We start from the raw sequence: 16,843 nt of genomic DNA, 5'->3' as shown, positions 1-16,843 counted from the left end.
CCTCCCCGACGCACGGCTCCTGACAGACCGTGACGTCTGCCCCCTGCAGCCCACTCCACTCTGCTCCCTTTGCTCTGCTTCAACCGACGCAACACTCACCGACAGTGACGGCAATCGTCGTCTGCTCGGCCGCTGGCCAATGCGAAGCCCCTGCTCAGGCGCTATTGCGTAGGTTGAAGCAGAGCAAAGCGTGCGAAGTGAGGCAAAGGTCTGACGCCGCCTATGCCACGCAGAGCGAGCATCGCTCGCTGTGTTCGACCTGTCGGGAAGCGCAGCCAGCCACAGGTGGGTCTCCGCCGCGCGGCATGCCCGGCCGCAGCAGCGGTCCCGAGCGGACGCCGCTGTGCTGGCATGTCACCCAGGAGCGATCGTTCTGGTGACATGCCAGCGCGGCGCTAGACCGGCCAGCCCGGCGACGACCGGGGACCGGCATTCGTCTCAGCCGATGGTGCAGGTGGCGCCGTTGAGCGTGAACGTGGTGGGCTTCGGGTTGCTGCCGGTGTGCGTGCCGTTGAAGCCGATGCCGACCGACGCGCCCGGTGCCAGGTTGCCGTTGTACGACATGTTGGTGGCGGTCACCGCCGCACCGGTCTGGGCGTAGGTGGCCGACCAGCCCTGGCCGACCCGCTGCCCGGCGTTCGGGAAGCTGAACGCCAGTGTCCAGCCGTTGATCGCGGTCGTGCCGGTGTTGGTGATGGTGATGTTCGCGGTGAAGCCGGTGCTCCAGTCGTTGGTGCCGTAGGTGACCCGGCAGGGCGACGTGGGCAGCGGCGCCGAGGTGGTCACCATCACCGTCTGCGAGGGCGGCGAGGCGTTGCCGGCGGCGTCGATCGCGACCACGTAGAACGGGGTCGTGCTGTCCGGAGTCAAGCCGGTCAGCCGGTAGGTCGGCTCGGTGACCGTGTCGATCAGGGTGTCGACCAGGTACGAACGGTAGATCCGGTACCCGACGACGCCCACGTTGTCGGTCGACGGAGCCCAGGTCAGCGTCGCACCGGTCGAGGTGACGGCGGAGACCGTGGGCGTGCCCGGCGTGGTCGGTGGGACGGTGTCCCCCGTGTCCACGGCGGGAGTCGTCACGCTCAGCGACGGTGACGAGAAGGACGTGTTGCCGGCCCTGTCCCGGGCCACCACGCTGAACTCGTACGTCCGGGCCGGCAGCACGTCGATCGTCAGCGCGTTGGTGCTGGCGTTGCTCAACGTGATCGCGTCGCTGCCGATCTGGCGGGTGCTGACGAGGTAGACGTCGATCCCGCTGCCGGAGTCGGTGGACGGTGCCCAGGTCAGGCTCACCGACCGGGAGGTGACCGAGGTGGCCACCGGGGTGCCGGGGGTGGTCGGCCGGGTGGTGTCGGGGGCGTCCGGCGCGGGCTCCGAACCCCACACCACCTCGCCCCCGGAGTAGAGCGGCACGTTGCGGTTCGGCCCGGCGGTGGCCTGGTACGACGGGTCGTTCGCCGGGTTCCAGGTGCCGCCCTCGGGCACACCGACCTTGAACTGCACCTCCATCCGGTGCTGCGACTGGCCGGCCGGGGCGATGGTGTGCCCGGTGCAGTCGACCTCGACGTACCAGAGATCGCCGCTGGCCTGGCGGGCGGTGGTCGGTGCCGGGCAGCCCTGGGTGTAGCTGGAGGTCACCTGCACCGGGCCGGTGCCGTCGGGCCGGAAGTAGTAGCGGAACTTCGCGTCGGTCAGCGCCCGGGCCGGGAAGGCCGACTTGTTGTAGATGATCGCCTTGATGCCGGTGGCTCGTGTCTCGTTCTGCATGACCGTGGTCTCCACGGTCAGCTCGTCGATGTCGGGCTGCTCGGGGACCGGGAAGTTGGCCAGCGGGGTGCCGCCGTACTCCTGGGCGAGCCGGGCCAGCGCGGAGGTGAAGCCGGCGTTGTAGTCGGTGGCGACCTCGTTCATCACGTAGTCGGACCGGTTGTCGGTGTACGCGTCGTTCGGCGAGGACGGCCCGCCGACCAGCGCGCCGTAGAGGGTGTGCCGGGTCTCGGTGGGTACGGTCTGGCTGTCCCACCAGGAACCGTGCGCGGTGCGGTGGTGCGGGTTCTTCGGCGGATTGGTGCCGAAGCCGATCACGTAGCTGGAGTTGCGCGGGTTGTCGCCGAGCGCGTAGTTGATCTGCCGGACGGCGAAGTCGTGGTAGCGCGCCTTGCGGGTCGCGTCGGTGGTCTTGTCGCTGTAGACCAGTGCGGCGAACGCGGTGTTGGCGGCGTACCGCAGGGCACCCCACGAGTCGAGCACCGCCATCCCGCCGGGCGAGTACCGGACCCGTTCGCCGTTGACCCCGACGGTCCAGAAGTCCAGCCACCGGTTGGCGTCGTCGACGTACTTCTGCTTGCCGGTCAGGTTGGCCAGCAGCACGTACGCCCCGAACTGCTTGTTGTCCCAGGCGACGGTCCACTTGTACGAACGGGTGGTGGTCTGCGGCTCGGTACCGAGCTTGTCGTACTCGCTCTCCGCCTTGGCCAGGTACGCGGCGTCACCGGTGGCCCGGTACAGCCAGATCGCGCCCCAGACCAGTTCGTCCTGGTAGCCGCTCCAGGACCGGTAGAAGCTGGTCGCGTCGGTGATGCACTCGTGGTAGTTCTTCCGCACCGTGTCGGCGAAGGTGTAGAGCTGGCGCGCGTGGGTCAGCAGCTTGTCGGCGTACGCGGCGTCGGTGGGCCGGAACACCATGGACGAGGCGGCCATCGCGGCGGCGGTCTCCCCCGCCAGGTCCGCGCCGCCGCAGCTCGCGTCGATCTTGTACGCGGGCCGCGCCATCGGCATCACCTCGGCCGGTCCCCACCACTTGTGGTCGTCGTCGCCGTTGCCCACCTGTCCGTAGAGGACGTTCGGCGACGGGTGCGCCTTGACGAAGTAGTCGTTGACGTACCGCAGGTTGTTCAGCAGGTGGGTGAGCTGGCCGGAGGCGGCGTACCCGGACCGGTACTCGACCGCGCCCCAGGCCAGCATGGTGGCGCTGAACGCCATCGGGAAGCCGAACTTCACGTGGTCACCGGCGTCGTACCAGCCGCCGGTGAGGTCGACTCCGACGTCCGAGCCGTCGCGGAGCGCCGAGTCGCCACGCCACGAGACGCGGTTCCAGTCCGGCAGTTTCCCGGACTGCTGCGCCTCGTAGAACAGCAGGGACTTCTGCAGCGCCTCCGCGTAGTTGAAGGCCGGTGCCGCGGCGGTGGTCGCGGCACCGTCGGTCGGCGCGGCGGCGGCACCGGTGGCGGGTACGCCGAGCGCGAGCGTGCCGCCGGCGGCGAGCGCGGTGACGGCCGCCAGCATCCGGCGGGGCCAGGGCTGGTCCGGCCGGTGTCGACGGCCGTGGGGACGGCCCGGCCGGGTCGGTTCGTGCATGCGACTACTCCTGTCGATGCGTGGTCGGCAGCACCGACGGAGGCGAGGCCAGGTCGGACGGAACGGGCTGCCGACAGTGGTGGCGAGGTGGCTCCAACAGGACCGGGAGCGCTCCCATGGATATCCAGCAATGTAATGCTCAGGTCACCGCTTTGTGAAGACCGACAACCAACCCGACGGCAGCCCGTCCACAGATCTGCGGTTGTGACACCGCGACACGGCTGCGGGCGTACTCACCAGTAACAAAGGGGTCTTCTTCACATCATCGACATCCGTCTATTGGATTGCCGGGAAGTGCCAGGTGAATCCAGTTCTTCGAGGCGGCGACCGCGCGTCCACTCAGGACGCTCGACGACGCGTCGCCCTGATATACGGACCGTACTGTTGCCGTCGCACTGGGCGGCACGCGACAGTACGCGGCACCTGGCGGCACCCGTCGACGGCCGCTCCCCCGCCCACCTGAGGAGATCGCGATGGCTCTACGACTCGCCGACGGAACCTCCTGGTCCGACACTCTCGCCCGGGCGGTAGCCGCCGCCGCGGAGGCGTTCGACCACCCGGCCGACGGCACCGTCACGCTGCGGAACCTGGTCGGCGGCGAGTGGCGCACCGGCGGTGCACCGACGCCGGCGCGTACCCCCGTCGACAACAGCGTGCTGGTCAACCTGGCGCGGCTGGACGCGGCGACCGCGCACGACGCGGTGATCCACGCCGCCACGGCCCACGCCACCTGGGCCGACACTCCGCTGGCCGAACGCCGGTCGCGGGTCATCGACGCGCTGGACGCCCTCACCGCCCACCGCGACCTGCTGGCCCTGCTGCTGGTCTGGGAGATCGGCAAGCCGTGGCGACTGGCCTGCGCCGACGTCGACCGCGCCCTCGACGGGGTGCGCTGGTACGTCGACGAGATCGACCGGATGCTCGCCGACGGCCGTACCCCGCTGCCCGGCCCGGTCAGCAACATCGCCTCGTGGAACTACCCGATGAGCGTGCTGGTGCACGCCGAACTGGTGCAGATGCTCGCCGGCAACGCGGTCATCGCCAAGACGCCGTCACAGGGCGGCGCGGTCTGTCTGACCGTGGCGCATGCCCTGCTGCACCGCGCCGGGCTGCCCGCCACGCTGCTCTCCGGCAGCGGCGAGGCGCTGTCCGAGGTGCTGGTGCGGGCGCCCGAGATCGGCGCGGTGGCCTTCGTCGGTGGCCGCTCCAACGGAGGAAAGGTGGCCGCCGCCCTCCTCGACTCGAACAAGCGACATTTCATCGAGCAGGAGGGCCTCAACGCCTGGGGCGTGTGGAACTTCTCCCAGTGGGACCTGCTCGCCGCGCATCTCAGGAAGGGCTTCGAGTACGGCAAGCAGCGCTGCACCGCGTACCCCCGGTTCGTGGTCCAGCGGGATCTGGTCGACGAGTTCCTCGACATGTACCTGCCGGTGGTCCGCTCGGTCCGGTTCGGGCACCCGCTCGCGGTCGACGAGACCTGGCGGGCCGGCGACCCGCTGCCGGAGCTGGACTTCGGCCCGCTGATCAGCGCCGCCAAGGCCGACGAGTTGCACCGGAAGGTCGACGAGGCGGTACGCGGCGGCGCCGTTCCCTTGTACCGGGGCAAACTCGACGGCGCGCCGTTCCTGCCCGGGCAGGACACCTCGGCGTACGTCGCGCCGTCGGTGCTGCTCGCCCCGCCCGGCCGATCCCGGCTGATGCACGCCGAGCCGTTCGGCCCGGTCGACACCATCGTCGTGGTGGACACCACCGACGAGTTGCTGGCCCAGATGAACGCCTCCAACGGCGCGCTGGTGGCCTCCCTCGCCTGCGACGACACCGACGAGGCGGCGAAGCTGGCGGTCGACCTGCAGGCCTTCAAGGTGGGCATCAACAAACCCCGCTCACGGGGCGACCGCCAGGAGCCGTTCGGCGGGCGGGGCGCCTCCTGGAAGGGTGCGTTCGTCGGCGGGGACCTGCTGGTCCAAGCCGTCACCGTGGGCGACGACGACCGCCTCTACGGCAACTTCCAGGACCGCACCGCCCTGCCGCCGAACCTCTGACCAGGGGTCGACCAGAAGCACGCGGTGGGCAGGACTCCCGCACCGGGAGCCCTGCCCACCTCACCGGCCTCCGCACCGGAGGTCGGTCGTCTGAGCCGTCAGCCGGCGGTTTCCGCCGTCGCCGGGGCCTCGGCCGCCAACGGCACGGTCATGGTCAGCAGGCCACCGTCCCGCTGCACGGTGGTCGGCCGGGACAACCGGCGCAGCGTACGCAGCATCGGGGTGTTGTCCGCCTGGACGTGCAGCACCATCGCCGCGTAGCCGGCCGACTCGGCCTGCCGGGTCAGCCGGCGTAGCAGCGTCGAACCGAGCCCACGGCGCTGCCAGTCGTCGCGTACCAGCAACGCCAGCTCGGCCTCGTCACCCTCGGCGAGCAGGTTGGCCATCGCGACGACCGACTCCGCCGCCCCGCCGGAGCCGGTCGTCGCGGCGACCAGGGTCAGCCCGCGGGCCGGCTCCAGCAGCCGGCGCAGTCGGGCCGGAGCGGGCAGACCCGCGCCGCCCAGGTAACGGCGCTGCCGGCTGCGCGCCGAGCAGGCCTGATGCAACTCGACCACCGCCGTCAGGTCGTCCGCGACGGCGGGACGTACGGTCAGTTCGGCACCGTCGGGCAGCACCACGGTGACCTGCTCGGTGCTGCGGCGGACGGCGGTGGCCCCCAGTTCGAGCAGCGCCTGGGCCCGGGCGTACTCGGCCGGGGTGAAGCTCGGCGCGAGCCGGCGCAGGGTGTACGACCCGCCGTTCGGGTCGGCCAGCAGCATCGTGTTGCCGTCGATCCCGGGGCGGGCCAGGGCGGGCGCGGCCCGCCAGGTCACCTCGTCGGCACCGAGCAGCGCCCGGAGCACCTCACCTGTGGCATCCGGATCGTGCACCAGCCGGGTCGCCAGCCCGAGCACCCGGGTCGGCTGGTCGGCCAGGCCACGCGCCTCACTGCGCGCCACCCAGCAGTCCCGCCCCCGGCCCCGTTCGACGGCGGCGAGCAGTCCCGCCTCGTCGAGGGTGTCCGGCGCGTCGACGAGGAAATCGTCGACGGCACCGTGCTCGGTGGTGTGCACCTGCACGGTGAGGATGTTGACTCCACGCAACGCGAGGCTCGCCGTGAGCACCGACAGGTAGCCCGGCCGGTCGTCCACGGTGGCTCGGATCCGCCACAGCGTCATCGTTGCCTCCCTTCGCCTGCCACCCTCGTCCGCGGCTGTTGCCGGTCGGTTGCCTCACCATGTCCAGCCGCGTCCGGCCCTGCGGTCTGCGTCACAGCCGGTCAGGGGTTGGCGCTCACCGGCGGGGTGCCCACCAGGTCGAGCCGGTCGCCGAGGATCACCGCACAGGCGCGGACCAACTGGGCGAGCCGGTCCACCTCGGTCGAGTGGAACGCGGCCGGCGTGAGCGTGTCGCTGTGCTCGCGGGAGACCACCAGGACCAACCCGGCCCGACCGAACGGCGCGACCGCGAAGTGACCGCCGTCGGGTGCGGTCATCGCCCGGGCGCGCAGCGGGGTCACCTCCGGCAGCTTCGGTGGCACCGGGGTACGCCAACTGGCGTGCCCGACCGTCGCACCGCCACCCCCGGTACGCGACGCCCAGTCGACCGGCACCACCGCGGCGACGGACCAGTCGGCAGCGAGCAGCCCGGGTACCGCGTCGACCAGGGTGGCCAGCCCGTCGGCCGGGTTCGCCGCGACCTGCGCCAGCAGTTCGGCGTCCTGGCCGGTGGTGGTGGGCGCGCCGATCGCCCGCCAGACCCCGTCCACCCGGACGCCGGGGATCGCCGCCAGACCGGCCAGCAGCCGTTCCACCCGGGCGGCGCCCGGCCACACCACCGTGAAGTCGTCGACCGCCCGCCCGCCGAGGCGTTCCAGCACGACCACCTGGACGATGTCCGCCCCGGACACGCCGAGGGTGCGCGCCACCTGACCGAGCGTGCCCGGACGGTCCGGCAGGGTGACCCGAACGCGCAGCAACATCTCAAACCCCTCCGCTCGGCGGGCCGACACGGTGGCCGGCAGGCTGATGCCAGCCTGGCAGTTGACCATTTCGTCCCTGTTGCGGCGGCATGTCCCGAGGGTCAAACCTGACCTTGACAAGCCGCCGGAGCTGCCATGGACTGTCCGGATGACCGAACCGACCGCCGGCTCGCCCGCCGGTCTGGATCTGGACCGGCTCGGCGGCTACCTGTCGGCGCACCGTCCCGATCTGGCCGCCGGCCCGCTACGGGCCGAGCTGATCGCCGGTGGCCGGTCGAACCTGACCTACCTGGTCCACGCCGGCGATCGCGACGTGGTGCTGCGTCGTCCACCGCTCGGGCACGTGCTGGCCACCGCGCACGACATGGCCCGGGAGTTCCGGGTCATCTCGGCGCTCGCCCCGACCGACGTCCCGGTGCCCGGCGCCCTGCTGCTCTGCACCGAGCCGGACGTGCTGGGGGCGCCCTTCTATCTGATGGAACGGGTGCCGGGTGAGGTATTCCGCAGCCGCGCCCGCACCGACCAGCTCACCGGCGAGCAGCGACACGGGCTGGCCATGACGATGATGGACACCCTGGCGGCGCTGCACACGGTCGAGCCGACGGCGGTCGGCCTGGCCGACTTCGGCCGCCCGGAGGGGTTCCTGGCCCGGCAGGTCCGCCGCTGGTCGGGGCAGCTCGACCGGTCCCGCAGCCGACCGCTGCCCGGCATCGACGAGCTGCGCGACCGGCTCGCCGCCACCGCGCCGGAGGGGGCCAACGCCGGTCGGATCGTGCACGGGGACTTCCGGCTGGACAACCTCCTCGCCACCGTCGACCCGGTGACGGTGACGGCGGTGCTGGACTGGGAGATGGCCACCCTCGGCGACCCGCTGGCCGATCTCGGGCTGCTGCTGACCTACTGGGACGTGCTCGGCGGCGGCGCTTTCTCCGAGGGCAATCCGGTCGCCGACGGCCTCGGGCCGCGCGCCGGCTTCCCCAGCGGCACCGAGCTGATCGACCGGTACGCCGGCCGCAGCGACGTCGACGTCGGTCCCCTGCACTGGCACGTCGCGCTGGGCTGCTTCAAACTCGCCGTCATCTGCGAGGGCATCCACTACCGGCACACCCTCGGCCAGACCCTCGGCGAGGGCTTCGACACCATCGGGGGCCTCGTCGCCCCGCTTGTCGCACACGGACTGACCGCGGTGAGGGAGACCTGATGGACTTCGCGTACGACGCCCGGACCGAGCAGCTGCGCACCGAGCTGACGGATTTCCTCGAGCAGCACGTCTACCCGGCCGAACCGGTGCACGCCGCCCAGGTCGCCGCGGCCGGTGACCCGTGGGCCCGCCCGCCGGTGATGGCCGAGCTGAAGGCCGAGGCACGCCGGCGCAACCTGTGGAACCTCTTCCTGCCCGATCCGCGCCACGGTGCCGGGCTGACGAACCTCCAGTACGCCCCACTGGCCGAGCTGACCGGACGCAGCCCGCACCTCGCGCCGGAGGCGCTCAACTGCGCCGCGCCCGACACCGGCAACATGGAACTGCTCGCCGAGTTCGGCTCCCCCGCCCAGCAGGAACGCTGGCTCACCCCGCTGCTGGCCGGCGAGATCCGCTCCGCGTTCTGCATGACCGAGCCCGACGTCGCCTCCTCCGACGCGACGAACATCGCCACGTCGATCCGCCACGACGGTGACCACTACGTCGTCGACGGCCGCAAGTGGTGGTCGTCCGGCGCGATGGACCCGGCCTGCGAGATCCTCATCGTGATGGGCAAGACCGACCCGGGCGCCGAGCGGCACCGGCAGCAGAGCATGATCCTGGTGCCCCGGGACACGCCGGGGGTCACCATCCGCCGGGGCCTGCGGGTCTTCGGCTACAGCGACGCCTCGCACGGCGGGCACGCCGAGATCGACTTCGACGGTGTACGGGTGCCGGCGGAAAACCTGGTCGGTGCCGAGGGGACCGGCTTCGCCATCGCGCAGGCCCGGCTCGGTCCGGGCCGGATCCACCACTGCATGCGACTGATCGGCATGGCCGAACGAGCGCTGGAGCTGCTCTGCCGCCGGACCGTCGAGCGGATCGCCTTCGGCCGCCCGCTCGCCGAACAGGGCGTGGTACGCGAGTGGATCGCCGAGGCCCGGGTCCGCGTCGAGCAGGCCCGGCTGCTGGTCCTCAAGACCGCCTGGCTGATGGACACCGTCGGCAACAAGGGCGCGCACACCGAGATCCAGGCCATCAAGATCGCCACGCCGGCGATGGCCGAGTGGGTCATCGACAAGGCCATCCAGGCGTACGGCGCCGCCGGGGTCAGCCAGGACACGCCGCTGGCCGCGCTCTGGTCCGCAGCTCGCACGCTGCGCCTCGCCGACGGCCCCGACGAGGTACACCGCAACAGCCTCGCCAAGCGTGAGCTACGCCGCTGGACCGCCCCCGCCTGAGCGCGGCCGCCCCATGCCGCCCGAGGCACCACCGCCTTGCCGGCACCGGTCAGCGCCAGACCCACATCCGGCGATTGCCCGAACATCACTCCCCGTGCACATCAGGCCGACCCCGACATACCAGGTTGCAGCCTTTGCTCTGCTTCAACCGACGCAACGCTCACGGTCCGCATACACGCGCGGCCGACAGTCAGCACCGGCCATCGCGTTACCACTGCTCAGACACCAGTGCGTCCGTTGAAGCAGAGCAAAGCGCGCAGGGTGGCAGGTGGGTGGGACGGCTGCTGGCCACGCAGTGTCAGAAACACGGAGAGCAAGCGAGCGCTGACCGCAATGGCGGCCGGCCGAGTACCCGCACCCTGCATCCCCGGGGTACGCAGATCAGGCGGACGCACGCTCGACGAACTCGGTGTCCAGGACGACGTGTGGGGTGAGGATCTCGTCGCCGCGGATGCGGTCGACCAGCAGCCGTGCCATCTGCCGGCCCATCTCCTCCACCGGCTGGAACACCGAGGTCAGTGGCGGGTTGGCCTGCCGGGCGATGGGCTCGTCGCCGAAGCCGACCACCGCCACGTCCTGCGGCACCCGGCGGCCGGCCTCCCGCAGCGACCGCATGGCACCGAAGGCCATCAGGTCGGCGGCCACGAACACGGCGTCCAGGTCAGGGCAGCGCTCCAGCAGCCCCCGCATGGCCGTCGCCCCGCTCTCCTCGCTGAAGTCGCCGTACGCGATCAGGTCGGGGTTGACGCCGAACCCGGCGGTGCGGACCGCGTCCCGGTAGCCGGACAACCGGGCCAGGCCGGCGCCCATGTCCTGCGGGCCGGCGATGGTGGCGATCCGCCGCCGTCCGCGGCTGGCGAGATACTCGACGGCCTGCCGCGCCCCGCCGGCGTTGTTGACGTCGACGAACGACACGGGCTGCGCCTCGGGATGCAGCATCCGCGCCGGCCGCCCGCCGAGCACGGTGGGCAGGCCACGCTCCTCCAGCAGGGTGGGCAGCGGATCGTCGTCGTGCAGCGACAACAGCAGTACGCCGTCGACGTGCTGGTTGGTCAGGTGGTGCTCGACCCGCTCCCGCTCCAGCGGCGACTGGGCCATGGCCAGCCAGAGCTGCAACGGCGTCTCCAGCAGGGCGGAGCTGATCCCCCGGACGATGCCGGCGAAGAACGGCTCGGCGAAGATCCGCTCACCGGACTCGCTGACCACCAGGGCCACCGAGTCGGTCCGCTGGGTGACGAGCGCCCGAGCGGCGCGGTTGGGTACGTACCCCAGCTCGGCAATGGCCTGCTGCACGGCGGCCCGGGCCTCCGGACTCACCTGCGGGGAGCCGTTGACCACGCGGGAGACCGTGCCACGGCCGACTCCGGCACGGGCGGCGACCGCGTCGAGCGTCGGCCGCCCGAGCGACCGGGTGCGCTGCGTTGTCATCGTCTGCTCCTCCGACGTCAGGCGGCCCCGGCACCTTCACCAGCGTCGGTGCCGGGCCGCCCGTTACTGGCTGGCCATCGCCCTATTGTGCGGCCAGACCGTTGCGTCGGATCACCTCCGCGTACCACCTGGCACTGGACTTGGGGATGCGGGTCTGCTTGTCGTAGTCGACGTAGATCATGCCGAACCGCTTCGTGTAGCCCCAGGCCCACTCGAAATTATCCATCAGCGACCAGGCGAAGTATCCCCGCAGGGGGACGCCCGCGCTGATCGCCTCGTGCGAGGCGCGCAGGTGAGCGTCGAAATAGGCGAGCCGGTCGACGTCGTCGACCCGACCGTCGACCACCTCGTCGACGAAGGCCGAGCCGTTCTCGGTCACGTAGAGCGGAAGGTCCGTGTACTCCTCGTGCACCCGGCGCAGGGTCTCCACCAGACCGGGAGCGTCGATCTCCCAGTCCATGTCGGTGACCGGCACCCCCCGGGTGACGAACCGGACGTCCTCGCTGCCCGGCCAGCAGGACTGCGCCCGCCAGTACGGTTCCGGCTCCTCGCCCGAGACCGGCGCGGCCACCACATGCCGGCTGTAGTAGTTGACGCCCACCACGTCCAGCGGCGTGGAGATGGTGGCCAGGTCACCGTCGTGGACGTGGCCGAAGTCGGTCACCTTCACCAGGTCGGCCACCAGGTCGTCGGGGTACGCGCCGCGCAGGATCGGATCGAGGAAGAACCGGTTGGCCAGGGCGTCGATCCGCCGGGCCGCGTCGACGTCGGCCGGCGAGTCGCTGGCCGGGGTGACCGGGTACAGGTTGACGGTCACCCCGAGCTGTGCCTGCGGCACCGCCGTACGCAGCGCCTGCACCGCGAGCCCGTGCCCGAGCATCAGGTGGTGTCCGGCGCGGACCGCGTCGGCCCCGTCGGAGCGGCCCGGAGCGTGCACCCCGGAGCCGTAACCGAGGAAGGCCGAGCACCACGGCTCGTTGAGCGTGGTCCAGTACTTCACCCGGTCACCCAGGGCGTCGGCCACGAGCAGGGAGTAGTCGGCGAACCGGGCAGCGGTGTCCCGGGCCGGCCAGCCCCCGGCGTCCTCCAACTCCTGCGGCAGATCCCAGTGGTAGAGGGTGAGCCAGGGCTCGATCCCGTTGGCCAGCAGCTCGTCGACCAGCCGCTGGTAGAAGTCGAGCCCTTCGGCGTTCGCCGGACCCGACCCGCCCGGCTGCACCCGCGGCCAGGACACCGAGAACCGGTACGACTTCAACCCCAGCTCGGCCATCAGCCGGACGTCGTCGCTGAGCCGGTGGTAGTGGTCGCAGGCGACGTCGCCGGTGTGCCCGGCGACCGTCCGGCCCTCGGTGTGGCTGAAGGTGTCCCAGATCGACGCGGTCCGACCGCCCTCGTTCGCCGCCCCCTCGATCTGGTACGCGGCGGTCGCCGCGCCCCAGAGGAAGCCGGGCGGGAAGGTCAGCGGCGGACGCTCGTCGAGGACGCCGACGGCGGGCGGGGTGGCGGGGTTGCTCACGACTTGACTGCACCTTCCATGATCCCGCCGATGATCTGGCGGCCGAAGAGGAGAAAGACGAGCACCAGCGGGATGGTGCCGACCGCCGTAGCGGCGAAGACCTGGGAGTAGTCCGTGTAGTAGGCGTACGAGAGGAAGGAGAGCGAGACCTGCAGGGTCGGGTTCTCCGGGGTGAGGATCGCGTACGGCCAGAGGAAGGAGTTCCAGGTCTCCATGAAGGTGAGCAGACCGAGCACGCCGGCTGCCGGACGCAGCGCGGGCAGCACGATGTTCCAGTAGATCCGGAACGTGCTGGCACCGTCGACCCGACCGGCCTCGATCAGCTCGTCGGAGATCGCCTGGCTGGCGTACTGCCGCATCATGAACACGCCGAAGGCGCTCACCAGGAACGGCACGGTCACCGCGTAGAGGGTGTCGTACCACCCCAGCGACTGCATCATGCTCCAGAGCGGGATGAGGCCCATCTGGGTCGGGATCATCATGGTGACGATGATCGCCAGCAGCAGCACGTTGCGACCGCGGAAGCGCAGCTTCGCGAAGGCGAAGCCGGCCAGGGAGCCGGTCAGCACCACCGACACGGTGACCACCGAGGAGACGATGATCGAGTTCATCAGGCCCTTGAGGAAGTTGGCCGCGTCGTTGTCGAGCACCCGGCCGAAGTTGTCACCGAACGCGCCGGCCGGGGTCATCGGCGGTGGCACGTCGTTGATGGACTCCAGGCTGCGGGTGCCGATCACGATCATGTAGTAGAAGGGGTAGATCGACAGCAGCGCCGCCAGGACGAGCGCCATGTAGGTGAGTGGACTGGTGCGCCACAGGCGCTTTGAAGCCGAGATCATCGATCTCTCCTCACTTGGCCGCGCGGCGGACGAGTACGAAGTTGATCAGCGACACGAAGACGATGATCATGAAGATGGCCCAGGCCACCGCGGCACCGTAACCTGCGGTACTCAGGTTGTAGATGCCCTTCTCGTACATGTACATGGCCAGCGTCTGGAACTCCCGCTGGTTACCGCCGATGATGCTGCCGTTCGCGAAGAGCAGCGGCTCGGTGAACAGCTGCATGCCGCCGATCGTGGAGAGGATGACCACGAAGATGAAGGTGGGCTTGAGCATCGGCAGGGTGATCTGCCAGAACTGCCGCCACGGGCTGGCCCCGTCGATCGCGGCCGCCTCGTACAGGTCCTTCGGGATGGCCTGCATGCCGGCGAGCAGGATCAGGGTGTTGTAGCCGGTCCACCGCCAGTTGACCATCGTGGCGATCGCGGTCCAGGAACTCCACTCCTGGGCACGCCAGTCGATCTGGTCCACCCCGACGAGGCCGAGCAGCCAGTTGAACAGGCCGAAGTCGCGCTGGAACAGCATGCCGAAGACGATCGCGACGGCGGCCACCGACACCACGTTCGGCACGAAGATGGCCATCCGGAAGAAGGTCTTGGCGCGCAGCAGGGTCTGGTTCAGCAGGTTCGCCAGGAACAGTGCCATCAGCAGCTGCGGGATGGTCGACAGGGCGAAGATGCCGAACGTGTTGACCAGCGCGTTCCAGAAGTACTCGTCGGAGAACAACGCGGTGTAGTTGTCGAACCCGATGAACGTGTGCTCGCCGACCATGTCCCAGTCGTGCAGGGACATCCAGGCGGTGCGCAGCATCGGGTACAGCCCGAAGGCTCCGAAGATCAGGAAGAACGGCGCTATGTAGAGGTACGGGGAGTACTTGAGATCCAGGCGGTTGAACAGATAGCCCCGCCGACGTCGGGCGGGGACGTCGGGAGGTGGTGCTGCTGGCGACGGCGGCGCCGTCGTGGCCGACACGCTCATGAGTTATTCCTTTTCCAGCGAGGCCCGGGGGCCCTCGCGCAGAGTGCTGCGCGGTGGGGACCGACCGGTGGCGTCCGGGTAGTCCCGAACGCCACCGGAGGGGAATCACTCAGAAGACGCCCTGGGTCTGCGCGTCCTTGGTGAACTGCTCCCAGGCCGCATCCTTACTGGCCTGCCCGTTCTCGAACGCCCGCATCGCCGGCTCGAACGCGTTCTCCTTGACCGCCTGGTGCTTCGGGCCCAGGTGGATCGGCTCGATCTGGGCGACGCTCTCGCCGAAGATCTTGCCGGTCGGCGCGTTGCTGAAGTACTCGTTGGTGTAGTTGAGGAAGGCCTCGTCCTTCAGCGCCTCCAGGTTGGTGGGCAGCGGGCCCTTGGCCTTGAAGGCCTCCACCTGGCTGGTGGCGTTGGTCAGGAACTGGGCGAGCTTCGCCGCCTCCTCCGGGTAGTTGCTCTGCTCCGGCACGGCCAGCCACGAGCCGCCCCAGTTGCCGCCACCGCCCGGCACGGCCGCCACATCCCACTTGCCCTTGTTGGCCTCACCGGAGTTGTCCGCGACGATGCCGAGCATCCAGGACGGGCAGAAGGTGGCCGCGAAGGTGCCCTGCTTGAAGCCGCCGGACCACTCGGGCGACCAGGTGGACGCCTTGGCGGAGATGTCCACCATCGAGGTGGCGGTGTCCCAGGCAGCCTTCACCGCGGGGCTGGAGTCCGCGATGATGTTGTTCTCCTTGTCGTAGAACAGGTCGCTGCCCTGCTGGAACAGCACGCCGTTGGAGACGGCGGTGATCGAGTCGATGAACGCCTTGCCGGTGGCCTGCTTGTACTTCTGGCCAGCCTGGTGGAAGCCGTTCCAGTCCGGCCAGAGCGCCGAGACCGCGTCCCGCTCGGTGGGCAGGCCGGCGGCCTCGAACAGGTCCTTGCGGTAGCAGACCGCGAGGCTGCCGACGTCGGTCGGCAGGCCGATCAGCCGGCCGTCCGGCGCCTTGCCCAGCTCCCACTTCCAGGGCAGGTAGTCGTCGGAGATCTCGGACGACACCAGCGGAGTCAGGTCGGCCCAGTTGCGCGGGTTGGCCTTGAACTCGTTGAGGATGCCCTCTTCCAGGGCGGTCACGTCGGCCGCGCCCTTGCCGGTGGCGAGGTAACGGACCAGCTTCGGCCGGTACTCGCCGAGCTGGGCGGTCTTGCGCAGCTCGACCTTGATGCCGGTCTGCTGCTCGTACTGCTTGACGAGCTCGTCGTAACCCATTTCGCCGAAGGTGTCGACGACCAGCTTCGCGGGCTTCTCGCCCTCGGCCGGCGTGTCGTCGTCGTTGCCGCAGGCCGCGAGCCCGCCGATGGCGGTGATCGCGGCCAGGGTGGCTGCCGCCATGCGGGAACGCCGCGTGGTGAGGCTCATCCTGACCCCTCTTTCGATGGTGAGGCTGCTTTTGTCTGTGGTGGGGGGTGCCGCAGCGCCTGCCGGCACCGGCTGCGTCAGCCGGCGTCGGCGCCCAAGCGCGCGCCATTGTGATCCACGCCTCTTGGGAACGCTCCCATGAGATTGCCGGCAGGTGTCGGGAGTGTCAATAGTCCAGTGGGAGCGATCCCAGATCGTTACCACGCAGCTCGTTTGACCCGGCAACCAATCGGGAATGACCGATAGGTTGTGCACCGACGACGGTCGATGGAGTCGGCGGCAGTCAGCAGAGACGACGCAGCAGGGTGTCGACCCGACCGGCGTCGAAGCCCGCCGGATCGAAGGCGGCACCGACCCAGTCCCGCATCGTCCGATGCTCCGGATGACCCGGCTCGGCCAACGCGGCGAGCAGCAGCCGATAGCCCTGCGGGCCGCCGACGTCCTCCGGTGGACCGGCCCGCTCCCCGTCGAGGCAGCTCGGATAGCGTTCGTCCGCCTCGGCGCCGAAGACGTCCTCCACCAGCAGGTCGTGCTCCCACCAGTCGCCGAAGTCGTACGTGTAGTGGAACCGGCTGCCCTTGCCGACCACCGCGTCCAACCGCACGTCCAACTCGTCGTGCAGGGCCAGCTCGCCGTCGGGGTCGGGTTCGCCGTACTGCACGCCGTCGATCTCGAACGAGTGCAGGTGGCAGTCCCGCCAGCCCATCGCGTGCTGCACCACCCGGTGCAGCCGGTCCAGGGTGTAGCCGCCGGGTACCAGCACCCGACGCCAGATCGCCGGACGAACCCCGGACAGGGACATCCTCAGCTGGAAGATCTGACGCGGCATGGGTGTCCCATCCTCCCTCGGCATAGGCTGCGAGCATGATCTGCCGAGCGTGCCGGGCGCGGCGGCACGA

12 protein-coding genes are annotated in these 16,843 nt (G+C 70.2%); 3 read left to right on the top strand and 9 right to left on the bottom strand.

What is annotated here, in order from left to right:
• Positions 1-438 precede the first annotated feature (438 nt).
• A complete protein-coding gene (locus tag O7597_RS20385) occupies positions 439-3,357 on the bottom strand; it encodes a glycoside hydrolase family 9 protein (protein ID WP_281580422.1) in 2,919 nt (972 codons plus the stop codon).
• A gap of 473 nt (positions 3,358-3,830) precedes the next feature.
• Between O7597_RS20385 and O7597_RS20380 the strand changes: the two genes are divergently transcribed.
• Positions 3,831-5,399, top strand: a complete 1,569-nt coding sequence (locus tag O7597_RS20380; protein ID WP_281580421.1) for an aldehyde dehydrogenase family protein — start codon at positions 3,831-3,833, stop codon at positions 5,397-5,399.
• 98 nt (positions 5,400-5,497) lie between these two features.
• On the opposite strand, the gene O7597_RS20375 is transcribed toward O7597_RS20380, so the two are convergent.
• Positions 5,498-6,559 (bottom strand): GNAT family N-acetyltransferase, encoded by a 1,062-nt coding sequence (locus O7597_RS20375; protein ID WP_269739158.1) that lies wholly within the window; start codon positions 6,557-6,559, stop codon positions 5,498-5,500.
• Positions 6,560-6,660: 101 nt separating this feature from the next.
• Positions 6,661-7,362, bottom strand: coding sequence for an amino acid-binding protein (locus O7597_RS20370; protein WP_269739159.1), 702 nt, complete (start codon positions 7,360-7,362; stop codon positions 6,661-6,663).
• Positions 7,363-7,510: 148 nt separating this feature from the next.
• On the opposite strand from O7597_RS20370, the gene O7597_RS20365 reads away from it, so the two are divergent.
• A complete protein-coding gene (locus O7597_RS20365) occupies positions 7,511-8,563 on the top strand; it encodes a phosphotransferase family protein (protein WP_281580420.1) in 1,053 nt (350 codons plus the stop codon).
• Positions 8,563-9,783, top strand: coding sequence for an acyl-CoA dehydrogenase family protein (locus O7597_RS20360; RefSeq protein ID WP_281580419.1), 1,221 nt, complete (start codon positions 8,563-8,565; stop codon positions 9,781-9,783). The genes O7597_RS20365 and O7597_RS20360 overlap by 1 nt, the downstream gene beginning before the upstream one ends.
• 381 nt (positions 9,784-10,164) lie before the next feature.
• On the opposite strand, the gene O7597_RS20355 is transcribed toward O7597_RS20360, so the two are convergent.
• From O7597_RS20355 to O7597_RS20330, 6 genes are all read right to left on the bottom strand, one after another.
• Positions 10,165-11,211 carry a LacI family DNA-binding transcriptional regulator gene (locus O7597_RS20355; RefSeq protein ID WP_269739162.1) on the bottom strand — a complete coding sequence of 349 codons (1,047 nt, stop codon included), beginning with the start codon at positions 11,209-11,211 and terminating at the stop codon, positions 10,165-10,167.
• 82 nt (positions 11,212-11,293) lie between these two features.
• A complete protein-coding gene (locus O7597_RS20350) occupies positions 11,294-12,727 on the bottom strand; it encodes a GH1 family beta-glucosidase (protein WP_269739163.1) in 1,434 nt (477 codons plus the stop codon).
• Positions 12,724-13,566: a carbohydrate ABC transporter permease gene (locus O7597_RS20345; RefSeq protein ID WP_093402872.1), complete on the bottom strand. Its 843-nt coding sequence runs from the start codon at positions 13,564-13,566 to the stop codon at positions 12,724-12,726. The genes O7597_RS20350 and O7597_RS20345 overlap by 4 nt, the downstream gene beginning before the upstream one ends.
• 10 nt (positions 13,567-13,576) lie before the next feature.
• The gene (locus tag O7597_RS20340; RefSeq protein ID WP_269739164.1) at positions 13,577-14,545 is read right to left on the bottom strand and encodes a sugar ABC transporter permease; all 969 of its coding nucleotides are present in this window, start codon (positions 14,543-14,545) and stop codon (positions 13,577-13,579) included.
• A gap of 109 nt (positions 14,546-14,654) precedes the next feature.
• The gene (locus tag O7597_RS20335; protein WP_269739165.1) at positions 14,655-15,944 is read right to left on the bottom strand and encodes an extracellular solute-binding protein; all 1,290 of its coding nucleotides are present in this window, start codon (positions 15,942-15,944) and stop codon (positions 14,655-14,657) included.
• A gap of 283 nt (positions 15,945-16,227) precedes the next feature.
• Positions 16,228-16,773, bottom strand: a complete 546-nt coding sequence (locus O7597_RS20330; RefSeq protein WP_281580418.1) for a plasmid pRiA4b ORF-3 family protein — start codon at positions 16,771-16,773, stop codon at positions 16,228-16,230.
• Between the last annotated feature and the right edge of the window lie 70 nt (positions 16,774-16,843).

The organism is Verrucosispora sp. WMMC514 (assembly GCF_027497295.1).
GTDB classification, from domain to species: Bacteria; Actinomycetota; Actinomycetes; order Mycobacteriales; family Micromonosporaceae; genus Micromonospora; species Micromonospora palythoicola.
Note: the sequence above shows the minus strand (reverse complement) of the source record. Positions and strands in the feature narration are given on the sequence as shown.